A 22,454-nucleotide genomic window follows, 5' to 3' on the forward strand; every position below is an offset into this window, starting at 1 on the left:
GTGCGCCGCGCCTCCACACATTTTTTTAGTATTTTTTAAAAAAAAAAAACCACAAACCCCCCCCCCCTCCTCCAGCACCTACAGGTAAAACGGGGTGTCAGTCTTCTTTGCGTACGGTCGCTACCTCATCGGAGCGGACTTTCACCTTGGTCCCGGAAATATCCTCGAACTCATAGAACCCATCCTTGTTCTTGGTTTTCGGCATGTCCTTGGTCAAATACTGAGTGCCGTTCTGCAAGGTCACCACGGTCGGTGTCGAGCAGCCGCCCAATGCCAGGAAGGCTGCTACCGCCAGGGGAAGACCCAGAGTCTTGATGTTCATACCCACCTCAAATACCTCATTCCATATCAATTGACCGTATCCGGTCTCTAACGCGGTTGGTGCCGTCGAACCGGGAAAAGTTCGATGGCACCCTGAAAAAATCCCGATTGCCGCTGCCACTGATCCTTTTCCGTTTGCACGTGACGGGGCAGAGCTGGTATCTGTACGCATAACCAGTATTCGCTCGCCATGGCCCTGAATTCCCGTGACTGCCAACCCGCTCGACGATCCGTTCTATTACCTCAACAACTTCCGGCAAGTGCTTGATTGGCTTGAGCTTCGCTATGCCGATGTGATGAGCGAATCCGAGCACGGCTTTATCCGCGACTTCAAGGCCTTGCCACGTGCTTCGCAGGGTTTGCTGGTGCGCATGATAATGCGCAAGGGCGTGCATTTCCGCCTCGGCAAACTCAACTACCCGGAAATCGGGGACATCAGCAACGCCGCGCAGCCGTTGTTGCGTCACGGCTGGCTCGACGATCAGGCTTTATTGAGCATGCCCGAAGTGTTCGACGTGTTGCTCAAGGCTGAACTGCTGCAGACGTTCGGCAGCTTTATCGAGCAACCCAAGGGCCGCAAGGACGACTGGCTGCCGGCGCTCGCCGAGCAGTTCAGCGAGTCGCGCAGCCTCTGCGATTGGGCACCGATGCTCGGCGAGCGCTTGCTCAGCCTGACCATCATGAACCTGTGCGACCGTCTGCGTCTGATGTTCTTCGGCAACCTGTATCAGGACTGGTCGGAATTCGTCCTCGCCGACCTCGGGATCTTTACCTACGAAAAAGTCGAGTTCTGCGCCGACTCCCGTGGTCTGCGCAGTCGAGAGGACGTTGACGCCTGTCTGTTCCTGCATCAGTGCCAACTGCGTTTCGAAGCCGGTGAACCGTTGGAGCCCATTGTCGAGCAGGTCAGCGCGCTGCAGTTCGACAATCCGTGGCTGCAGCGGCGGCGCGGCAAGGTGCTGTTCCAGATCGGCCAGTATTGCGAGCGCGTCGCCGAGTTCGCCCTGGCGTTGAGCATTTACCGCGATTGCACCTACCCCGGCGCCCGTCAGCGAATGATCCGCGTGCTGGAGCGCTGCGGCGAATACGCACTGGCGCTGGAGCTCGCCAGCCTCGCCGAACAGGCGCCGGAAAGCGCTGCGGAGCAGCAGAGCCTGCAACGGATGCTGCCACGGCTGCGGCGCAAACTCGGCGGGCCGCCGCTCAAACGGGCAACGCCACGCCCGGTCGAGCGCCTCGATCTGCAACTGCCGCGCACTGATCCGGGATTGTCTGTGGAGTTTTACGTGCAGGCGCATTTGCACGAAGACAGCGGCCCGGTGCACTACGTCGAGAACAGCCTGATCAACTCGCTGTTCGGCCTGTTGTGCTGGCCGGCGATTTTTGCGCCGCTGCCGGGGGCGTTCTTTCATCCGTTCCAGCGCGGGCCGGTGGATCTGCTCAACGAAGACTTTCAGCAACGCCGCGCCGAACTGTTTCAGGCTTGCCTCGACCAACTCGACGACGGCCGTTATGCGGCGACCATTCGTGAGCGCTTCGCCGCCAAATGGGGCGTGCAGTCGCCGTTCGTGTTCTGGGGCGCGTTGAATGAGCAACTGCTGGAGCAGGCGCTGGCGTGTTTGCCGGCGGAACACCTCAAGCACTGGTTCAATCGTCTGCTGCTCGACATCAAGGCCAATCGCGCCGGCATGCCGGATCTGATCCAGTTCTGGCCGCAGCACAAGACCTACCGGATGATCGAAGTCAAAGGCCCCGGTGACCGCTTGCAGGACAACCAACTGCGCTGGCTGGAATTTTGCCACCAACACCAGATGCCGGTCGCCGTGTGCTACGTGCAATGGGCGGAGCAGAGCGCTTGAGCTACAGCATTGCCGTCCGTGCCCTATGCGAGTTCACCGCCAAGACCGGCGACCTCGACCTGCGTTTTACCCCTTCGCCGACAGCCCTCGAAGGCATGCTCGGGCACCGCACCGTGGCCTCGCGGCGCAGCGACAAATACCAAAGCGAAGTGGCACTGGAAGGCGAGTTTCTGCAATTGAAAGTCAGGGGCAGGGCGGACGGCTACGACCCGGCGCAGAACTGTCTGGAAGAAGTCAAAACCTATCGCGGCGACCTGAGCAGGCAACCGGCCAACCATCGGCAGCTGCATTGGGCGCAGGCGAAAATCTACGGCTGGCTGATGTGCCGCAAGCTGGAGCTTGCGCAGATCAATCTGGCGCTGGTGTATTTCGACATCGTCAGCGAAAAGGAAACCTGTCTGGTCGAGTCCTTCAATGCTCCAGCCTTGCAGGATTTTTTCGAACAGCAATGCCGGTTGTTCCTGAACTGGGCCGAGCAGGAAATGGCCCACCGCGAGGCGCGCAATCTGGCCGCGCAGCAATTGAGCTTTCCTCACGCCGACTTTCGCCCCGGCCAGCGACATCTGGCCGAATCGGTGTTCAAAGCGGTCAGCACCGGCCGTTGCCTGATGGCCCAGGCGCCCACCGGCATCGGCAAAACCCTCGGCACGCTGTTCCCCATGCTCAAGGCGCTGGCGCCGCAGCAACTGGACAAGGTGTTCTTCCTGACCGCCAAGACCCCGGGGCGCAAACTGGCGCTGGATGCCAGTCAGGTGTTGTTCGATCAGTCTGAACGCTTGCCGCTGCGGGTGCTGGAGATGGTCGCCCGCGACAAGGCTTGCGAACACTTGGACAAAGCCTGTCACGGTGAATCCTGCCCGTTGGCCCAGGGCTTTTATGATCGCCTGCCCGCCGCCCGGCAAGCGGCCAGCCGGATCAATCTGCTGGATCAGGCGGCGATGCGCGAAGTGGCCCGTGAGCACACGGTGTGCCCGTATTACTTGAGCCAGGAAATGGCCCGCTGGGCCGACGTGGTGGTGGCGGACTACAACTATTACTTCGATTTCAGCGCGCTGCTGTTCGGTCTGGCCCAGCTCAATCAGTGGAAGGTTGCGGTGCTGGCCGATGAAGCGCACAACCTGGTCGAACGCGGGCGCTCGATGTACAGCGCCAGTCTCGATCAGGCCGCGCTGGCCAGTGTGCGCAAGACGGCCCCCGAAGTGCTGAAAAAATCCCTGCAAAGGGTCAATCGCGAGTGGAACGCGCTGCACCAGCCGCAACTGGCGCCGTATCAGGCCTACGACAAGGCCCCGGAAAAACTGCTGCAAGCGGTGTCCCTGTGCAGCGCGGCGATTGGTGATTACCTCAACGACCATCCGCAGGGACTCGACAGCGCGCTGCAAACCTTCTATTTCGACATGCTGCAGTTCGGCCGGGTGGCGGAGCTGTTCGACGAGCATTACCTGTTCGACATCAGCAAGCGCGACCTTGAGCGCAAGCGGCCGCTGTCGCAGTTGTGCCTGCGCAACGTGGTGCCGGCGGCGTTCATCGGCCCGCGCCTGAAAGCGGCGCGCAGCAGCGTGTTGTTCTCGGCGACGCTGAGCCCGCAGCGCTACTACGCCGATCTGCTCGGCACGCCCGCCGACACGGTATGCATAGACGTCGAATCACCCTTCAGCGCCGAACAGCTGCAAGTGCAGATCGTCAGCCGTATCTCCACGCGCTTCAATCATCGCCAGGCGTCGCTGGAGCCGATCGTCGAGCTGATCGCCCGCCAGTTCAGCGAGCGCCCGGGCAATTACCTGGCGTTCTTCAGCAGCTTCGATTACCTGCAGCAAGTGCTGACGCTGCTCGCCGAACGCCATCCGCAGATCAATCTGTGGCAGCAGTCCCGGGGCATGGCCGAAGGGCAGCGGCAGGCCTTTCTCGATCAGTTCACCGCCGACAGCCAGGGCATCGGCTTCGCCGTGTTGGGCGGAGCGTTCGGCGAGGGCATCGACCTGCCCGGAGCACGGCTGATCGGCGCGTTCATTGCGACCCTGGGGCTGGCCCAGCTCAACCCGGTCAACGAACAGTTGAAACGGCGCATGGCAGCGATTTTCGGCGCCGGCTACGATTACACCTACCTGTATCCGGGCGTGCAGAAAGTGGTGCAGGCCGCCGGGCGGGTGATCCGCACCCGTGAAGATCGTGGCGTGGTGATGCTGATCGATGACCGCTTCGCCGAACCGCGCATTCAGCAACTGCTGCCGCGCTGGTGGTCGCTCAATGCGGGCGAAAACGTCCCGATATCGGCAGGGTGAAGCGGCATTTTTCTGTCCGTCAGGCGCTCACCAGACGTCAGCGGTTTGCTGTTCTGGTGTAGGAAAATATCCTTTAAAAAACAGCGACATATTCTGTCTTGAAGTGCTTTTTGCATATCGTCTGCAATCAGGCTTTATTGAGAGGGCAGAGTATCTGCCATCGACACTTGATAAGGACATCAAGACATGAACGCGACTACCGCTTATACCTACACCGCCGCCGACATCAACACAGCCTTCAACAAAATCAGCGCCACTCTGTTCGCCGGGAAAACCGCCGAAACCATTCCCCGGATGCTGATTACCGCAGGTGTACAAGCGTCAGGCAAAACCTATCTTTTGGAGAAAAGCCTGCTGACTTCGGGTCGATACGATAACTATGTGCGCCTGTACAAACCCGAGTATCGCGAAGAGCATCCGCAATACAGGCAAATGGTCGAGCTCGGCAAACTGCACGCCTATGAACACACCGAAGCCTTTGTGAGAGCAGTGTGTGCGAGGATTTTCGAGGAAGCATTCCGGCGCAAACTCGACATCATCATGGAGTGCGCTTTCGATAGCATCGATTTTGCTGCGCTGCCAACGGCGGCTGCGACCAACGGCTACCAGCTGGAAATCCATATTGTTGCCTGTGGTCATGCCTTCGCCTTTCTGTCTAACGTCAAACGCGGGTTGAGAAGCCTGGAAAAATCGGAGCTGGAACGGTTTGTCAGGTCCTCTGATCTGAAAACCAGTTTGAACAACTCGCACGCAGTGATCTTTCAACTTGAATCCGCTGCAAAAACCGTCGAGGGTTCGCAGATATTCCTTTACGAGCGTGGGCTGGGCGTCTTGAAAGACAGGGCGTTGCGCGGGCACAGTACCTGTAAGCGGAACACGCAAGGCACGCTGGAGTTGACATCGACCGGACAAGGGTACGACTACGCCAGCTACGAAAGCATTGCGAGCAACACCATCAATAGCCTTGCCGAGCGCGACGAGATGATCAAGGAGTGTCATCTGGCCCTGCAAAAAACCGCTCAGTACGCCGACCAGATCCCGGCATTTGTTTACAACGCTTTGTACTCACGCATTATCAAATACGCCAATCGTTGAGCATCATTGCGGTGGCGGTAATCAGAAGCGCGTTTGCACCTCCCCATGGCGCCGGATTGCCGCATACTTGTGCTAATGAAAACCAGCGGTGAACCTGATGAGTGACAACCCGAGCAAAACTGCCGCGATCGAGGAGATGCGTTTTCGTCTGCTGATCGATGCGGTGGTCGATTATGCGATTTACATGATCGACCCGGACGGCATCATCACCAGCTGGAACTCCGGCGCCAAACGCTTCAAGGGCTACGAAGAGGCGGAGATTCTCGGCGAGCATTTCTCGCGCTTCTATACCGCCGATGATCGTGCGGCGGGTCTGCCGCAACGCGCGCTCGACACAGCGCTGCACGAAGGACGGTTCGAAGGCGAAGGCTGGCGGGTGCGCAAGGATGGCACCAGCTTCTGGTGCCATGTGGTCATCGATCCGATCATTGATCCCAACGGCAAACTGCTCGGCTATGCCAAGATCACCCGTGACCTGACCGACCGCAAGATGGCCGAGGAAACCCTCAAGCAAAGCGAACAGCAGTTTCGCCTGCTGGTGCAGGGTGTCACCGATTATGCGATCTACATGCTCAGCCCCGAAGGTCGTGTAAGCAACTGGAATCAGGGCGCCCAGCGGATCAAGGGGTACCAGCCGGAAGAAATCATCGGCCAGCATTTTTCGATTTTCTACACCCCGGAAGACCGTGTGGCCGGCGAACCGCAACGGGCGCTGGAGATTGCCACCCGCGAGGGCCGTTTCGAGAACAAGAGCTGGCGCATGCGCAAGGATGGCACGCGGTTTCTGGCCCACGTGGTGGTCGATGCCATTCGCGGCGAAACCGGCACGCTGCTCGGGTTTGCCAAGATCACCCGCGATGTCACCGAAGCCCATGAGTCGCAAGTGGCGCTGGAAAAGACCCGCGAAGCGCTGTTCCAGGCGCAGAAGATGCAGGCCATCGGTCAGCTCAGCGGCGGCATTGCCCATGACTTCAACAATTTGCTGACGGTGATTCTGGGCAATCTGGAGATTCTGCAAAAGCGCATCGGTGACGATCCGAAAAACAGCCGTCTGCTGGAAAACGCCACGCAGGGTGCGTTGCGTGGCGTATCGCTGACCCAACGCATGCTGGCGTTCGCCCGCCGTCAGGAACTCAAGACCGAGCCGGTCGATATCCCGCAACTGGTGCAAGGCATCACCGGACTGTTGCGCAGCTCGATAGGCCCCGGGATTCGCATCGAGACACGCTTTCCCGAGGATCTGCAACCGGTGCTGGCCGACAGCAACCAACTGGAACTGGCCTTGCTCAATCTGGCGACCAACGCCCGCGACGCCATGGTCGACGGTGGCAGCCTGTGCATTACCGCGCAGCCTGAAGTCGTGCTTGAGCAAAGCCATTCGTCAATGGCGGCCGGGCACTATGTGTGCCTGAGCGTGATCGACACGGGTGAGGGCATGGACGAAGCCACGCTGGGGTCGGCCAGGGATCCGTTTTTCACCACCAAGGGCGTGGGCAAGGGCACCGGGCTGGGCCTGTCGATGGTGCATGGTTTTATCGAGCAACTGGGCGGCCGTTTCATTCTCAAGAGCGAAAAAGGCCATGGCACCCGCGCTGAAATGTGGATACCGGTGGCGCTGGCCGGGGAGACGGCAAAAAACCTCTACCCGGCGGTCAAACCGGTGTTGGTGCCGCGCCTCAGCGTTCTGGTGGTGGACGACGATTCGCTGGTGATGACCAGCACCACGCTGCTGCTCGAAGACCTTGGCCATCGCGTGATCAGCGCCACGTCCGGTGCCAAGGCGCTGGCGTTGTTCGAGCAGGGCGAAGTCATCGACCTGATGATCACCGACATGGCCATGCCGCAGATGAGCGGCGCGCAACTGGCGCATGCGGTGCGTTTGCTCAAGCCGGATCTGCCGATCATTCTGGCCACCGGTTACGCTGAACGCCTGGAAGGCTTTGCCGCGCAATTGCCGCGTCTGCCCAAGCCGTTCACCCAGCTCAATCTGGTGGAAATAATCGCGCAGTCGATGAAGTGAATCCGCCTGAACTTGTCCGTGGCGAGGGCCTTCTAAAAGGTTTCCCCGCCACGGAGTGCGCGTCCCTTGCCTCGCATACTGACTGAGCCCAGCGCTGAAGAGCACCTGACTGAACACGACGCCAAGATGTTCGGCTCACCCAAGGAACGGCTGGACTTCTATCGCAAGGAAATCCAGTACGAAACCAGCATCCTCGCCAATCGCACCGATGCCTATCTGGCGGCGCAGTCGTTTCTGGTGATTGCCTTCGCTTCGTGCATGGCCAACCTCAACCCCGAGTGGGGCAAGCTGTTCACGCTGGTGGTGCCGCCGTTTCTCGCACTGCTCGGGCTGCTCAGTTCGCTCAACGCCTGGCCGGGGATTCGTGCGGCGTACGACATCATCGATCACTGGCACTACAAGCAGAGCGAGTTGTTGCGCAGCGAGCCGATCATGGGCATGGCTTACGACGAGTCGCCGCTGTTCAGTGAAATGGAGTCGAGCCACAAGGGCTATCGCAAGTCGCTGTTGTTTTCGGTGCGCACGCCCTGGATTTTCGCCACGTTCTGGATCCTGCTCGGGGCTTACGCGGTGTTCATTCAGGTGACCAACCCCGGGGGCTGAACGCCGCCCAAAGAAAAAGCCCGGACATCGCTGCCGGGCTTTTTCTTGTGTGCTTTATTCGACGGTTTCAAGTTGCCGACGCAATTCCTGCGAGTGATGCGGTGACATTGGAATCGGCGGGAAGTCTTCGTTGAGGACGCACAAGTGATCGATGGCTTCCTCGAACTTCGCATCGGCTTTGCGGCGCAGTGCTCGATAGTGCTCAAACTGTTCGAGGTCCAGATTGTCCGCTTCCAGCAGCTCGTAAGCCGCTCGGTTGAGGGCGTGGGCATCTTCGAACAGTTGACGATTGCGTTCCAGGGCCAAAGCCCTGCAAGCCTTGATTTGTGCCGGAGTCGAGCATTCTTTCATGACCGTGACCTTGTTATCCAAAGATTCCTCTTCATGGGCTGCAAGCCGCAGGGGAACCGAACCTGCCGGACCTCGCCGAGTGCATCCAGCGAGGGGTTATGGTTGTGACTGTCGGTTTTGGCCGAGGGATCCATTTATTTTCAGAAAAAACTTCGATGGATTTCCCGACATATTGCCGCCGGAAAAATCAGTTTTTTCGTTTTTGCCGTTGTTCGTAGCGCGCCAGCAGCGGCTGGGTGCTGATGCCATGCAGTAAAATGCTCAGCGCTACCACGGACAGGGTGATGTTGGTGCACAACGTCGCGACTGAAGGACTGAGGCCATGGTTCAAGGCATAAAACAGATAGAACAGACTGCCGATCCCGCGAATGCCGAACCAACCGATCAACAGCCGCTGACCACCGTCGAGCAAAGTGCCCCAAGGCATCAACGCGACGCAGGCCGGACGCACCACGCAGAACAGCACCGCGCCAATGACCAGTGCCCGCCAGTCCCAATGCGGCACCAGCACCACACCGAGCAGGGTCACCAGAAACACTTCCATGGCGCGTTCCACCAGACTGCCGAATGAGAGCATGTCGCCCATCATGATGCCGGCGGCGACCTGACTGCTCTCCAGTCGTTCGGTATCGCCGTGCACCGCGTGCTGCGGTTCGATGTTCTGGTGGCCGACCACCGGTTGCACCAGATGTTCGGCCGGCGGCTGGCTGGCGCCGGTGGAGTTGACTTCTTCCTGGCGCAATCCGAGGCCGGCGGCGAATACCGACAGAAAGCCATAACCGCCAATCGCATCTGCGCCGACGTAAGCCAGGGCAATCAGCGACAGCGCCAGATAATCATTCGGGCTCAGGGTGCTGTCGTCGTTACGGATGCGCAGCGACAGGGTCAATCGACCGATGCCGCGGCCCATCCAGTAACCGGTGAGCAAACCCACCGGCACCGCCCAGAGCAAGCCGTGCAGCACCCAATCGGTCAAGGCGCCGGGTTGCGCGTCGGCCTGCAGTAGCAGCAAGCCGAGAATCACGAACGGAAAAGCGATGCCGTCGTTGAGCCCGGCTTCACCGGACAGACCGAAGCGCACGCTGTCGACATCCCGCGCATCGTTGACCTGCACCAGAGCGGCCAGCACCGGGTCGGTCGGTGCCAGCATCGCCCCGATCAGCAGCGACGGCCCCCACGACAGTTGCAGGCCCCAGTGCAGCAACACGCTGACCCCGGCGATGGTCACGACCATCACCGGGCCCGCCAGCCCGAACGCAATCCGCCAGCGCTTGTCGCGCAGTGGCAAACGCAGCTTGAGGCCGCAGACAAACAGCGAAAACAGCACCGCCACTTCCGTAAGGTGTTCCATCCATACAGAAGCGTTTTCCAGTGACAGTTTCAGCAAATCCAGACCGCTGGGGCCGATGCCGATCCCCAGCAGCAGGCACACGGCCGAAGTGGTGACCGGCATCCAGCGCAGGTACGACGAGGTCAGCGCGAGGGTCAGCAACACCGCGCCAAGCACCGCGACCCAGATGACAAAGCTCATGTTCGGCCGTCCATCGACGACAGCGTTGGCACCGGGTTAACCAACGGTAGTTCGCAAGTACTCGGGCGCGAGCACGTTGAACCACAGCAGAATCATCGACACCAGAATGGTCACCATCACCAGCAGGCCGACGCCCCAGACGCAAGCCGAATACAGCAGGCCCTGTTCCTTGCGTTCATGCATGAACGTCGGCAGGCCGACGAACAGCAGGAACGTCGAATACACCGACGCGGCACCCAGCACCAGAATCGCCAGCCAGCGGCTCGGATAGAGGCCAGCGATCCCGGCGACGAAGAACGGCGTCACGGTATAGGCAGCGAAACCGATGCACTGGTTAAGCGTGGGGCGCGCGTCGAACGTACGCGACATCCAGCGAATGAACCCGCCGATGACCGCGACCCCGGCGACAATCGCCACATACAGTAGAATGCTCAGTTGCAGCGCACTGGCCGTGCTCAAGCGCACGGTCTCGCCGGCTGCCAGACTCCAGCCGACATACGTGGTACCGAGGAACAGACACACGGCGGGAATCAGCGCCAATAGCAACAGATGCGCCAGGTAGTGACGGGGATGGGCCTCTTCCTCGCGGCGGATATCGGTCCAGGCGAAGTTGGGCTGGGTGAAGAGTTTGATGAGAGGGGCGGACATGACGACCTCCTGATCCTGCAGACCGGTTGGGGCTCTTAAAGGTATGGAGGGACGTCATGCCGCCAGGTTCAGTTTTTCTCGCGCCGCTTAGAGCATCGGCTTGCCGCCGGTGATGCCATAGCGCTGACCGGTGATGTAACTGGCTTCATCGGAAGCCAGCAGCACGTAAATTGGCGCCACTTCCACCGGTTGCCCGGGGCGACCGAGCGGGGTTTCGCTGCCGAAGTTCTGCACCTCTTCATCGGGCATGGTCGAGACGATCAGCGGCGTCCAGATCGGCCCGGGGGCCACGCAGTTCACGCGGATCTGTTTCGGCCCGAGGATCTGCGCCAGACCGCCAGTGAAGTTGGCAATGGCGCCTTTGGTGGTGGCATAGGCCAGCAGGGTCGGTTTGGGCATGTCCGAGTTGACCGAGCTGGTGTTGATGATCGACGCGCCGGGGCGCATGTGTTTGATCGCCGCCTGGCACAACCGGAAAATCGCGGTGATGTTGACGTCGAAGGTCATCACCCATTCGTCGTCGGGGATTTCTTCGAAGGTTTCGTGGGTCATCTGGAACGCGGCGTTGTTGACCAGAAGGTCGATGCGCCCGAAGCGTTCGACGGTCTTGTCCACCAGTTCCTGACAATGGGCCTTGTGCGCGAGGTCGCCGGACAGCAGCAGGCATTGGCGGCCTGCCTGTTCAACCCAGCGTGCGGTCTCTTTGGCGTCATCATGTTCATTGAGATAGGCCACGACCACGTCAGCGCCTTCACGGGCGAAGGCAATCGCCACCGCGCGGCCAATGCCGCTGTCGGCACCGGTAATCAGCGCAATCTTGCCAGCCAGCCGCCCGGAGCCAACGTAGCTTTGCTCGCCGCAGTCGGGATACGGCTGCATTTTGCTTTGCGCACCGGGGACGGCTTGGGCTTGTGCGGGGAAGGGTGGTTTTGGATAGTCGGTCATCACAGATCTCCGAGGTTCTCAGGGCAGGTATGGGTGGTTGACCCGGACGGTTTGCCGTGAGTTCGATCGGATTTTGGATGACCACAAAACCATTGTAGGAGTGAGCCTGCTCGCGATGGCGGTGTATCAGCCGACATTAATGTGGAATGTCAGTCAGCTATCGCGAGCAGGCTCACTCCTACAGATGGGTGGTGTTTTCAGATATTGCGGTTTGTCAGGGCACGCTCCATGCGGCTAATGCCCTCTTCGAGCAACGACCGCGGGCAGCCGAAGTTCAGGCGCACGAACTGTTGGTGCTGATCGCCGAAATCCAGCCCGGCGCTCAGACCGACCCTGGCCTGTTCAAGGAAGAACTGCTGCGGATTGTCCAGGTCCAGGTCCAGCGCCGAGCAATCGAGCCACGCCAGATAGGTTCCCTGCGGCACATTGATCGTCACTCCCGGCAAGCGGTTGCGCACGGCGTCCACCAACCAGTCGCGGTTGGCCTGCAGATAGGTTTTCAGTTCGGCCAGCCACGGCGCACCTTCGCTGTAGGCGACGCGGGTGGCTTCCATGCCCAGCGGGTTGACGCTGTCGACCATGCCGCAACGGGCGTGGTTGACGCGTTCGCGCAGGGCGGCGTCCTGGATGATCATGAACGAGGTTTTGAGGCCGGCGATGTTGTAGGCCTTGCTCGCCGACATAAGGGTGATCGTACGTTTGGCGATTTCCGGGCTGAGGGACGCGGTCGGAATGTGCACGCGGCCGTCGAAGCACAGCTCGGCGTGGATCTCGTCGGAGATGATCCAGGCGTCCTGTGCCGCACAGATGTCGGCCACGGCTTGCAGTTCTTCACGGCCAAACACCTTGCCGATCGGGTTGTGCGGGTTGCTCAGGAGCAGGGCGCCGCCGCCGTTCAGCGATTCGCGCAGGGTCTCCAGCGGCGTGGCGTAGGTGCCATCGGCCTGAGTGATGAATTCCAGTTCGACCTTGTTCAGCCCCCAATGCCCCGGCGCATGCCGCAGCGGCGGGTAGTTCGGCACCTGCACCACAACATTCTGCTGCGGCTGCACCAGCGCTTTCAAAGCCATGTTGAAACCCGATTCAACACCCGGCAGGAAGATCAGCTCCTGCGGTTTGACCTTCCAGGCGAACTTGTCCCACAGGTCGGCGACGATCGCCTCACGCAAGTTGTCCTGCGCCACGCTGTAACCCACCAGTGGGTGCAACAGACGCTGCTGCAACGCCTCGATGATCACCGGTGGCGCGGCGAAATCCATATCAGCGACCCACATCGGCAACACATCCTCCGGGTAGCGGCTCCACTTGGTGCTGCCGGTGTTGTGGCGGTCGAATAGCTGATCAAAATCGAAAGTCATGCGCGGTCTCGTGAAGGCGGGTTGTTCATGGGCGCCATGATAAACCCATGACACTTTGGGGATACACAAAACCTGTGGGAGCGAGCCTGCTCGCGAAGGCGGTGTGTCAGTCAATATTTGTCTCAACTGACAGGGCCTCTTCGCGAGCAGGCTCGCTCCCACAGGTTTTCCAGGGCATGACCGATTGTCGCCGACGGTCGGTTTTCACACAGAGTGTGTGGTCATTGTCTACAGTGAAAAAGCCGGCAGGCATTCTGCCGTAACCGTGTTTGTCCAGAAAAAGCCCGGCTCAAGTACCGGGTTCCACCTGATCAGGAGTGCACGATGGATCTCAGCCGTCGTCAATTCTTCAAGGTCGCCGGTATCGGCCTTGCAGGCTCTAGCCTGGGCGCGTTGGGCATGGCCCCGACGCTGGCCTTCGCCGAGCAGGTGCGTCACTTCAAGCTTGCCCACACCCATGAAACCCGCAACACCTGCCCGTATTGCTCGGTCGGTTGCGGGTTGATCATGTACAGCCAGGGCGATGCCGCGAAGAACGTCGCGCAAAACATCATCCACATCGAGGGCGACGCCGACCACCCGGTCAACCGCGGCACCCTGTGTCCAAAAGGCGCGGGCCTGCTGGACTTCATTCACAGCCCGGGCCGCCTGCAATACCCGCAAATGCGCAAGCCCGGCAGCAGCGAATGGACCCGGATCAGCTGGGATGAAGCGCTGGATCGCATCGCCGACCTGATGAAGGCCGACCGCGACGCCAACTTCATCGAGAAAAATTCCACCGGGCAAACGGTGAATCGCTGGCTGACCACCGGGTTCCTCGCCGCGTCGGCTGCGTCCAACGAAGCCGGTTACATCACCCAGAAGGTGATTCGCAGTCTCGGCATGTTGGGGTTCGATAACCAGGCGCGTGTCTGACACGGCCCGACGGTGGCAAGTCTTGCCCCGACGTACGGCCGTGGAGCCATGACCAACACCTGGACCGATATCGCCAACGCGAATCTGATCCTGGTGATGGGTGGCAATGCAGCAGAAGCGCATCCATGCGGCTTCAAATGGGTGACCGAAGCCAAGGCGCATAACGCCGCCCGGCTGATCGTGGTCGACCCGCGTTTTACCCGGACCGCTTCGGTGGCCGACTATTACGCGCCGATCCGTACCGGTACCGACATCGCCTTCATGGGCGGATTGATCAATTACCTGCTGACTCAGGACAAGATCCAGCACGAATACGTGCGCAACTACACCGACGTCTCGTTCATCGTCAAAGCCGGGTTCAGCTTTGAGGACGGCATCTTCAGCGGTTATGACGCGGCCAAACGCAGCTACACCGACAAATCCGGCTGGGGTTACGAGCTGGGCGAGGACGGCTTCGTCAAGGTCGACCCGACCCTGCAGGACCCGCGCTGCGTCTATCAATTGATGAAGCAGCATTACAGCCGCTACAACATTGAGCTGGCGAGCCAGATCTGCGGCATGCCGGTCGATGCGATGCAGAAAATCTGGGATGAGATTGCCACGTGCTCCACGCCGGGCAAAACCATGACCATTCTCTATGCACTCGGCTGGACGCAACATTCGATCGGCGCGCAGATCATCCGCAGTGCGGCGATGGTGCAACTGCTGCTGGGCAACGTCGGCATGCCGGGCGGCGGGGTCAATGCCTTGCGTGGGCACTCGAACATTCAGGGCCTGACCGACCTCGGGTTGTTGTCCAACTCGCTGCCGGGCTATCTGACTCTGGGTGGCGATGGCGAGCAGGACTACAACGCCTTTATCAAAAAACGTACGCAAATGCCGTTGCGTCCGGGGCAGTTGTCCTACTGGCAGAACTACAGCAAATTCCACGTCAGCCTGATGAAGTCCTGGTACGGCGCCAACGCCACGCTGGAGAACAACTGGAATTATGACTATCTGCCGAAACTGGATATCCCGAACTACGACGTCCTGAAGATGTTCGACCTGATGAGCCAGGGCAAGGTCAACGGCTACATGTGCCAGGGCTTCAACCCGATCGCTGCGTTGCCGGACAAGAACCGGGTGATGGCTGCGCTGGCCAAACTCAAATGGCTGGTAGTGATGGATCCGCTGGCCACCGAAACCTCGGAGTTCTGGCAAAACGTCGGGCCGTACAACGATGTGAAAAGCGCCGAGATCCAGACCGAAGTGATTCGCCTGCCGACCACCTGCTTTGCCGAGGAGGACGGCTCGCTGGTCAACAGCAGTCGCTGGCTGCAATGGCACTGGAAAGGCGCCGACGGCCCCGGTGAAGCGCAGACCGACATCCGCATCATGAGCGAACTGTTCCTGCGTCTGCGCAAACGTTATCAGGCCGAGGGCGGCAAATTCCCTGATCCGCTGCTGAACCTGTCGTGGCCATACAAGATCCCCGACGAGCCATCGCCGGAGGAGCTGGCCAAGGAAATCAACGGTAGCGCCATGGCCGACTTCACCGATGCCAGCGGCGTGGTTGTCAAAGCCGGTTCGCAACTGGCCGGGTTCGGTCTGCTCAAGGATGACGGCAGCACCGCGTCCGGTTGCTGGATCTTCGCCGGCAGCTGGACCGAGGCCGGTAACCAGATGGCCCGGCGTGACAATGCCGATCCGTATGGCATGCATCAGCATCAGGGCTGGGCCTGGGCGTGGCCGGCCAACCGGCGGATCCTCTACAACCGCGCTTCAGCGGACGTCGCCGGCAAACCGTGGGATCCGAAAAAGCGCCTCGTATGGTGGAACGGCAAGGCCTGGGGCGGCACCGATGTGCCGGACTACAAGGCCGATGTGCCGCCGGAAGCGGGAATGAACCCCTTCATCATGAACCCCGAAGGCGTGGCGCGGTTCTTCGCCGTCGACAAGATGAACGAAGGGCCTTTCCCCGAGCACTACGAGCCATTCGAAACGCCGATCGGCATCAACCCGCTGCACCCGCAAAACAAGAAAGCCATCAGCAATCCGGCGGCGCGGATCTTCGATTCGGTCTGGGAAAGCCTCGGCGAAGCCAAGGACTTCCCGTACGCCGGCACCAGTTACCGGTTGACCGAGCACTTCCACTTCTGGAGCAAGCATTGCAAGTTGAATGCGATTGCCCAGCCGGAGCAGTTCGTCGAAATCGGCGAAGTGCTGGCGAAGGAGAAGGGCATCGCGGCCGGGGATCGGGTGCGGGTCAGCTGCAAGCGCGGGTTCATCGAGGCGGTGGCGGTGGTGACCAAACGCATCCGGCCGCTGCAGGTCAACGGCCAGGTGGTGCATCAGATCGGCATCCCGCTGCACTGGGGATTCACCGGTCAGACGCGTCACGGTTACCTGACCAACACCCTGGTGCCGTTCCTCGGCGATGGCAACACACAGACCCCGGAATCCAAGTCATTCCTGGTCAACGTGGAGAAACTGTAAATGGCCAGCCAAGACATCATTGCCCGCTCGGCCACCACCACGGTGCCGCCCTCGGTGAGGAATCAGGAGGCGGTGGCCAAGCTGATCGACACCACCAAATGCATCGGTTGCAAGGCCTGCCAGGTCGCCTGCTCGGAATGGAACGAGCTGCGCGACGAGGTCGGCCACAACCACGGCACCTACGATAACCCGCAAGACCTGAGCGCTGAAACCTGGACCTTGATGCGCTTCACCGAACACGAAACCGACGCCGGCAACCTCGAGTGGCTGATCCGCAAGGACGGCTGCATGCATTGCGCCGAGCCGGGGTGCTTGGCGGCTTGCCCCAGTCCCGGGGCGATCATCAAGCACGCCAACGGCATCGTCGATTTCGATCAGGATCACTGCATCGGCTGCGGTTATTGCATCACCGGTTGCCCGTTCAACATTCCGCGGATCTCGCAGAAGGATCACAAGGCCTACAAATGCACCTTGTGTTCCGACCGCGTCGCGGTGGGGCTGGAACCGGCCTGCGTGAAAACCTGTCCGACCGGCGCCATTGTCTTCGGCACCAAAGAAGACATGAAGGAACACGCCGCCGAACGCATCGTCGATCTGAAAAGCCGTGGCTTCGACAACGCCGGGCTGTATGACCCGGAAGGCGTCGGCGGCACTCACGTGATGTATGTGCTGCACCACGCCGATACGCCGAAGATCTACGCCGGGTTGCCAGAGGCGCCGGCCATCAGCCCGCTGGTGGGCTTGTGGAAAGGCATCAGCAAACCGCTGGGCCTGCTGGCGATGGGTGCGGCGGTGCTCGCCGGTTTCTTCCACTATGTGCGCATCGGGCCGAACCGCACCGAAGAGGATGATCATCCGGCGCCACCGGATACTTCGGTGCACGTTGTCGATCCGGCGGTGCACACCTTCGATCCACGCGGGGAGGACCGGCCATGAGCAACAAGACGATCCTGCGCTACACCGCCAACCAGCGCACCAATCACTGGCTGGTGGCGATTCTGTTCTTCATGGCCGGGCTGTCCGGGCTGGCGTTGTTTCATCCGTCGATGTTCTGGCTGACTAACCTGTTCGGCGGCGGGCCGTGGACGCGAATTCTGCACCCGTTCATGGGCGTGCTGATGTTCGTGTTGTTCCTCGGCCTGGTGTTCCGCTTCTGGCGCGCGAACTTCTTCATCGACAACGACTGGAAGTGGATGCGCCGCATCGATCGGGTATTGGTTAACGACGAGGAAAGCGTGCCGCCGGTGGGCAAGTACAACGCCGGGCAGAAGATGCTGTTCTGGACTTTACTGCTGTGCATGCTCGGGTTGCTGTTCACCGGGCTGGTGATCTGGCGTGCGTATTTCAGCGCGTACTTCGGCATCACCGTGATCCGCTGGGCCATGCTCCTGCATGCACTGGCCGGGTTTGTGCTGATCCTCAGCATCATCGTGCACATCTACGCCGGCCTGTGGATCAAGGGTTCGGTGGACGCGATGCTGCATGGCTGGGTCAGTCGCGCCTGGGCCAGGAAACACCACGAACTGTGGTATCGCGACATCACCCGCGATGAACGCAATCCGGACGTGCCGGAGCGACCGATCACCAAAAAGGGCTGACTTTTGGCAACCATTCTTGAACCCGGGGAAATCGAAGCGGCGGCCAGTTCGCCGCCGTTTCTGCACCTGCCGCCGCACAATCTGTTCACCCTGCGCGCCCAGCGTCTTGAGCAATTGGCTCAGGGGCATCCGCTGGCTGATTACCTGCGGCTGATCGCCGGATTGTGCCGGGCTCAGCAGCAGGTTTTCGACGATCCACCGCTGACGGTACCGTTTGATCAGCAAAGGATCGAAGCCTGTCAGTTGCATGGTTTGCCGCCGTTTGCTGCCGACACATTGGTGCGCGAGGAGGGCTGGCAGGTTTATCTGGATGCTCTGTTGCAACGCTATGTGCCGCCCGATCAACCCGCCGTAGTCGACGCGCTCGCCACACTGCGCAGCGCCAGTGCCGGCCAGTTGCGTGCGTGGGCGGTGGCGTTGGTCAGCGGTCAATATTCGATGGTGCCGGCACAGTTGGTGCCGTTTCTCGGCGCCGGGTTGCAAGCGGCGTGGAGCCACTGGCTGCTCAGCGTGCCCCATTTGCAACTGAAACCCGGCGACAGCCTCAGCCAGTGCCCGGGGTGCGGTTCACCGGCGATGGCCGGAGTCATTCGTCATCGCGGCAAACACAATGGTCTGCGTTATCTGGTGTGTTCGCTGTGCGCCTGCGAATGGCACGTGGTGCGGGTCAAGTGCGTGTATTGCGAGTCGAGCAAGGGCCTGGATTACCTGAGCCTGGAGGACGATCGCCACGCCGCCAATCAGGCGCCGATTCGTGCGGAGGTGTGCCCTAGCTGCAACAGCTACTTGAAACTGGTTTATCTGGAGAACGATGCCGAAGGCGAAGCGTTGTCCGCCGATCTCACCAGCCTGCTGCTCGACATGCGTCTGGCGCAGGACGGCTATCAGCGTCTGGCACCGAATCTGTTGCTGGCGCCGGGAGACGAATGACCAGAGCGTCTACACTCCTGAAAAACCTGTGGGAGGGGGCTTGCTCCCGAAGGGGCCGTGTCAGTCAGATCATTTGTGGCTGACTCACCGCATTCGCGAGCAAGCCCGCTCCCACAATTGGGGGCCGGTGTGCTGTATTTAGACGCGTTGCGTCAGGTCATGCCGGAGAGTCTTGTTTTCGGGAGTGACTGATGTCTTCGAGCGTTGCCCTGCGGTTGCCTTCCATTGATGGTTTGTTGCGTCACCCGGCGTGTGCGCCGTTGGCCGAGCGTTATGGTCGTGAGGCGTTGCTGAGCGGCTTGCGGCAGTTGCTTGATGAGCTGCGGCTCAGCGTGTTGCAAGGTCAACTGTCTGCCATTGAAATCAGCCCCGAAGTGCTCGCCGGCCGCGTCGGCGAGCGCCTGACCCAGCAGCAGCGCAGCAACGTGCGGCGGGTGTTCAACCTGACCGGCACGGTGCTGCACACCAATCTTGGCCGGGCGCTGTTGCCGGATGAAGCCATCGACGCGGTGCAGATGGCCGCACGTTACCCGCTCAATCTGGAATTCGATCTGGCCAGTGGCAAACGCGGTGATCGTGATGACCTGATCGAAGGCCTGATCCGCGAACTGACCGGCGCCGAAGCCGTCACCGTGGTCAACAACAATGCCGCTGCGGTGTTGCTGACGCTGAACAGCCTCGGCGCGCGCAAGGAAGGCATCATCTCGCGCGGCGAACTGATCGAAATCGGTGGCGCGTTCCGCATCCCCGACATCATGGCCCGCGCCGGTGTGCGCCTGCATGAAGTCGGCACCACCAACCGCACCCACGCCCGCGACTACGAAGCGGCGATCAGCCCGCGCAGTGGTTTGATCATGCGCGTGCACGCGAGCAACTACAGCATCGAAGGCTTTACCGCCCGGGTGCCCACCGCCGAACTGGCCGAGCTGGCCCATCGGCACGGCTTGCCGCTGCTGGAGGATCTGGGCAGCGGCAGTCTGCTGGACTTGACCCGTTGGGGCCTGCCGGAGGAACCCACAGTGCGCCAGGCGCTGCTCGACGGTGCGGACATCGTCACCTTCAGCGGCGACAAATTGCTCGGCGGGCCGCAGGCTGGGTTGATTGTCGGGCGCAAAGAACTGATCGCGAAGATCAAGAAGAATCCGTTGAAACGCGCCTTGCGTGTCGACAAGTTGACCCTGGCGGCGCTGGAAGCGGTGCTTGGCCTGTATCGCGATCCGGATTGCCTCGCTGAACGTCTGCCGAGCCTGCGGCTGTTGACTCGCCCGCAAGCCGACATTCTCGCCCAGGCCTCTCGTTTGCAACCGGCGATGGCTGAAGTCTTGGGCGAACCGTGGCAGGTCAGCGCCGTGCAGGCGTTGGGCATGATCGGCAGCGGCAGCCAACCGGTGGCGCGGTTGCCGAGTGCGGCGCTGTGCTTGCGCCCGCAAGTGTCCAAGCGTTTGCGCGGGCGTTGTCTGCTGAATCTGGAAGCTGCGTTGCGTAATTTGCCGATTCCGGTGCTGGGTCGAATTGACGACGACGCGCTATGGCTCGATCTACGCCAACTCGATGACGAGCCGGCGTGGCTGGCGCAGTTGCCGCAGTTGCAGGTCGAGTCGTGATCGTCGGCACCGCCGGGCACATCGACCACGGCAAGACCTCGCTGCTGCAAGCCCTGACCGGGCAAACCGGCGACCGCCGCCCGCAGGAACGCGAGCGTGGGATGACCATCGACCTCGGTTATCTCTACGCGGAACTGGAAGCCGGTGCCGGGCTGACCGGGTTCATCGACGTGCCGGGCCACGAGAAATTCACCCACAACATGCTCGCCGGCGCGCAGGGCATCGATCTGGTGTTGCTGGTGGTGGCGGCGGATGACGGGGTGATGCCGCAGACCCGCGAGCATCTGGCGATTGTCCAATTGCTGGGCATTCCCCGAGCGCTGGTGGCGATCACCAAATGCGACCGGGTTGAAGCGGGCAGGGTGGAGGAGGTGCAGCGCCAGGTTCTCGATCTGCTCGAAGCTGGGCCATTCGCCGATGCACCGACGCTGGCGGTGTCGAGCGTGACCGGGCAGGGCGTCGATGAACTGCGCCAGGGCTTGCTGCAGATCCAGAGCGAAGTGCATGAGCGCAGCCGCGAAGGTGCTTTTCGCCTGGCCATCGACCGCGCATTCAGTGTGGCGGGCGCCGGAATTGTGGTGACCGGCACGGCGTTGTCGGGAACGGTGTCAGTCGGGGACAAACTGGCCCTCGGGCCGTCCGGGAAATCGGTGCGGGTGCGAGGACTGCACGCGCAAAATCAGGCCGCCGAGCAGGCCTTCGCCGGGCAACGGGTGGCGCTGAACATCAGTGGCGATCGATTGACCCTGGAGCAGATCCATCGCGGCCAATGGCTGTTGGCCGAATGGCTGCACGCACCGACGCAACGGGTCGATATCGAGTTTCAGTTGTTGCCCGGTGAGCGCACCTTCGAACACTTTCACCCGGTGCATGTGCACCTCGGTACGCAAGACGTCATCGCCCGCGTGGCGTTGCTCGAAGGCCCGCGCTTGAGTCCCGGTCAGCGCATGTTCGCGCAATTGCTGATCAACGCCCCGGTGCACGCGGTGAAGGGCGATCGCCTGATCCTGCGTGACCACAGCGCGCAACGCACCCTCGGTGGCGGTCAGGTACTCGACCCGTTCGCCCCGGCCCGTCAACGCCGCAGCCCGGAGCGGCTGGCACAACTGCAAGCGCTGGTGGGCAGCGATAGTCTTGAACAAGCGCTGCCGCTGTTGCTCGACCACAGCGCTGGCGGCCTCGATCCGCAACGGCTGGAGCGTCAATTCAATCGTCAGCGTGAAGACTGGGCGCTACCAGCCAACGTGCGCCTGATCGACACCCGCCAAGGGCCGGTGCTGTTCAACGTGCAGCGCTGGGGGCAGTTGAAGTTCACCCTGCTGGAGCAACTGGCGAAATTGCACGAGCTGGAACCGGACCAGATGGGACCGGATCGCGACCGCCTGCGACGCTTCAGTGGTCTGGCGCTGGAGCGCTCGACCTTTGTCAGCCTGCTGGAAGAACTGCGCGCCGCCGGATCGATCAACGCCAGCGGGCCGTGGTTGCATCTGCCGGATCATCAGGTGCGTTTGAGTGCTGAAGACGAAACCCTGTGGCAGCGCATGCAGCCGCTGTTCGAGCAGGCCGGGTTTGATCCGCCGTGGGTACGTGATGTCGCCAAAGTGTTGGGCGTGGAAGATGCGATGGTGCGCCTGCTGTTGCGCAAACTGGCGCGCTTGGGATTGATGCACCAAGTGGTGCGCGATCTGTTTCTGTCTGACGGGCAACTGCGGCGCATGGCCAACATTCTGTTGCAACTGGAACAGGAAAATCCGTCGATCCAGGTGACAACCTTCCGTGATGCGCTAGGCTTGGGACGCAAACGCTGTATTCAATACCTGGAATACTTCGACCGCCTCGGCCTGACCCGACGCATCGGCGAATCCCGGGCGATCCGCCATGACAACGCGCTGGCCAGTGCCGACGCACCCTGAGCTCAA

General features: G+C 61.0%; 17 protein-coding genes. 11 read left to right on the forward strand and 6 right to left on the reverse strand.

What is annotated here, in order from left to right; genetic code table 11:
• Positions 1-97: 97 nt before the first annotated feature.
• Positions 98-322 carry a YgdI/YgdR family lipoprotein gene (locus tag LVD08_RS03745; RefSeq protein ID WP_041064149.1) on the reverse strand — a complete coding sequence of 75 codons (225 nt, stop codon included), beginning with the start codon at positions 320-322 and terminating at the stop codon, positions 98-100.
• 205 nt (positions 323-527) lie between these two features.
• On the opposite strand from LVD08_RS03745, the gene LVD08_RS03750 reads away from it, so the two are divergent.
• The 5 genes from LVD08_RS03750 to LVD08_RS03770 all read left to right on the forward strand — a co-directional run bounded on the left by LVD08_RS03750 (position 528) and on the right by LVD08_RS03770 (position 8,180).
• The gene (locus LVD08_RS03750; protein ID WP_247267441.1) at positions 528-2,180 is read left to right on the forward strand and encodes a VRR-NUC domain-containing protein; all 1,653 of its coding nucleotides are present in this window, start codon (positions 528-530) and stop codon (positions 2,178-2,180) included.
• Positions 2,177-4,462 carry an ATP-dependent DNA helicase gene (locus tag LVD08_RS03755; protein ID WP_247267442.1) on the forward strand — a complete coding sequence of 762 codons (2,286 nt, stop codon included), beginning with the start codon at positions 2,177-2,179 and terminating at the stop codon, positions 4,460-4,462. Before LVD08_RS03750 ends, LVD08_RS03755 begins: the two co-directional genes overlap by 4 nt.
• A 186-nt stretch (positions 4,463-4,648) precedes the next feature.
• Positions 4,649-5,557 carry a zeta toxin family protein gene (locus tag LVD08_RS03760; RefSeq protein ID WP_027612793.1) on the forward strand — a complete coding sequence of 303 codons (909 nt, stop codon included), beginning with the start codon at positions 4,649-4,651 and terminating at the stop codon, positions 5,555-5,557.
• Positions 5,558-5,654: 97 nt separating this feature from the next.
• A complete protein-coding gene (locus LVD08_RS03765) occupies positions 5,655-7,577 on the forward strand; it encodes a hybrid sensor histidine kinase/response regulator (RefSeq protein WP_115990567.1) in 1,923 nt (640 codons plus the stop codon).
• A gap of 66 nt (positions 7,578-7,643) precedes the next feature.
• Positions 7,644-8,180 carry a hypothetical protein gene (locus LVD08_RS03770; RefSeq protein ID WP_007967008.1) on the forward strand — a complete coding sequence of 179 codons (537 nt, stop codon included), beginning with the start codon at positions 7,644-7,646 and terminating at the stop codon, positions 8,178-8,180.
• Between the two features lie 54 nt (positions 8,181-8,234).
• On the opposite strand, the gene LVD08_RS03775 is transcribed toward LVD08_RS03770, so the two are convergent.
• The 5 genes from LVD08_RS03775 to LVD08_RS03795 all read right to left on the reverse strand — a co-directional run bounded on the left by LVD08_RS03775 (position 8,235) and on the right by LVD08_RS03795 (position 13,013).
• Positions 8,235-8,531 (reverse strand): hypothetical protein, encoded by a 297-nt coding sequence (locus tag LVD08_RS03775; protein ID WP_007967009.1) that lies wholly within the window; start codon positions 8,529-8,531, stop codon positions 8,235-8,237.
• 187 nt (positions 8,532-8,718) lie between these two features.
• Positions 8,719-10,062 carry a cation:proton antiporter gene (locus tag LVD08_RS03780; RefSeq protein WP_247267443.1) on the reverse strand — a complete coding sequence of 448 codons (1,344 nt, stop codon included), beginning with the start codon at positions 10,060-10,062 and terminating at the stop codon, positions 8,719-8,721.
• A gap of 36 nt (positions 10,063-10,098) precedes the next feature.
• Complete coding sequence (locus tag LVD08_RS03785) at positions 10,099-10,710, reverse strand: Yip1 family protein (RefSeq protein ID WP_247267444.1); 612 nt, start codon at positions 10,708-10,710, stop codon at positions 10,099-10,101.
• 87 nt (positions 10,711-10,797) lie between these two features.
• A complete protein-coding gene (locus tag LVD08_RS03790; RefSeq protein ID WP_247267445.1) occupies positions 10,798-11,655 on the reverse strand; it encodes a glucose 1-dehydrogenase in 858 nt (285 codons plus the stop codon).
• 197 nt (positions 11,656-11,852) lie between these two features.
• Positions 11,853-13,013: a MalY/PatB family protein gene (locus LVD08_RS03795; RefSeq protein WP_247267446.1), complete on the reverse strand. Its 1,161-nt coding sequence runs from the start codon at positions 13,011-13,013 to the stop codon at positions 11,853-11,855.
• 324 nt (positions 13,014-13,337) lie between these two features.
• Between LVD08_RS03795 and fdnG the strand changes: the two genes are divergently transcribed.
• The 6 genes from fdnG to selB all read left to right on the forward strand — a co-directional run bounded on the left by fdnG (position 13,338) and on the right by selB (position 22,448).
• Entirely contained in the window at positions 13,338-16,403 is a 3,066-nt protein-coding gene (gene fdnG, locus LVD08_RS03800) for a formate dehydrogenase-N subunit alpha (protein ID WP_247267447.1), read from the forward strand.
• Positions 16,404-17,339 carry a formate dehydrogenase subunit beta gene (gene fdxH / locus LVD08_RS03805; protein ID WP_247267448.1) on the forward strand — a complete coding sequence of 312 codons (936 nt, stop codon included), beginning with the start codon at positions 16,404-16,406 and terminating at the stop codon, positions 17,337-17,339.
• Entirely contained in the window at positions 17,336-18,001 is a 666-nt protein-coding gene (locus LVD08_RS03810) for a formate dehydrogenase subunit gamma (RefSeq protein WP_202368235.1), read from the forward strand. Before fdxH ends, LVD08_RS03810 begins: the two co-directional genes overlap by 4 nt.
• A gap of 3 nt (positions 18,002-18,004) precedes the next feature.
• Positions 18,005-18,931 carry a formate dehydrogenase accessory protein FdhE gene (gene fdhE, locus LVD08_RS03815; RefSeq protein ID WP_247267449.1) on the forward strand — a complete coding sequence of 309 codons (927 nt, stop codon included), beginning with the start codon at positions 18,005-18,007 and terminating at the stop codon, positions 18,929-18,931.
• A 191-nt stretch (positions 18,932-19,122) separates the two neighbouring features.
• Positions 19,123-20,535 (forward strand): L-seryl-tRNA(Sec) selenium transferase, encoded by a 1,413-nt coding sequence (gene selA, locus LVD08_RS03820; RefSeq protein ID WP_247267450.1) that lies wholly within the window; start codon positions 19,123-19,125, stop codon positions 20,533-20,535.
• Positions 20,532-22,448 (forward strand): selenocysteine-specific translation elongation factor, encoded by a 1,917-nt coding sequence (gene selB, locus LVD08_RS03825; RefSeq protein ID WP_247267649.1) that lies wholly within the window; start codon positions 20,532-20,534, stop codon positions 22,446-22,448. The genes selA and selB overlap by 4 nt, the downstream gene beginning before the upstream one ends.
• Positions 22,449-22,454 lie beyond the last annotated feature (6 nt).

The sequence above is a fragment of the Pseudomonas sp. YL2 genome (genome assembly GCF_023063025.1).
Lineage (GTDB): Bacteria > Pseudomonadota > Gammaproteobacteria > Pseudomonadales > Pseudomonadaceae > Aquipseudomonas > Aquipseudomonas putida_A.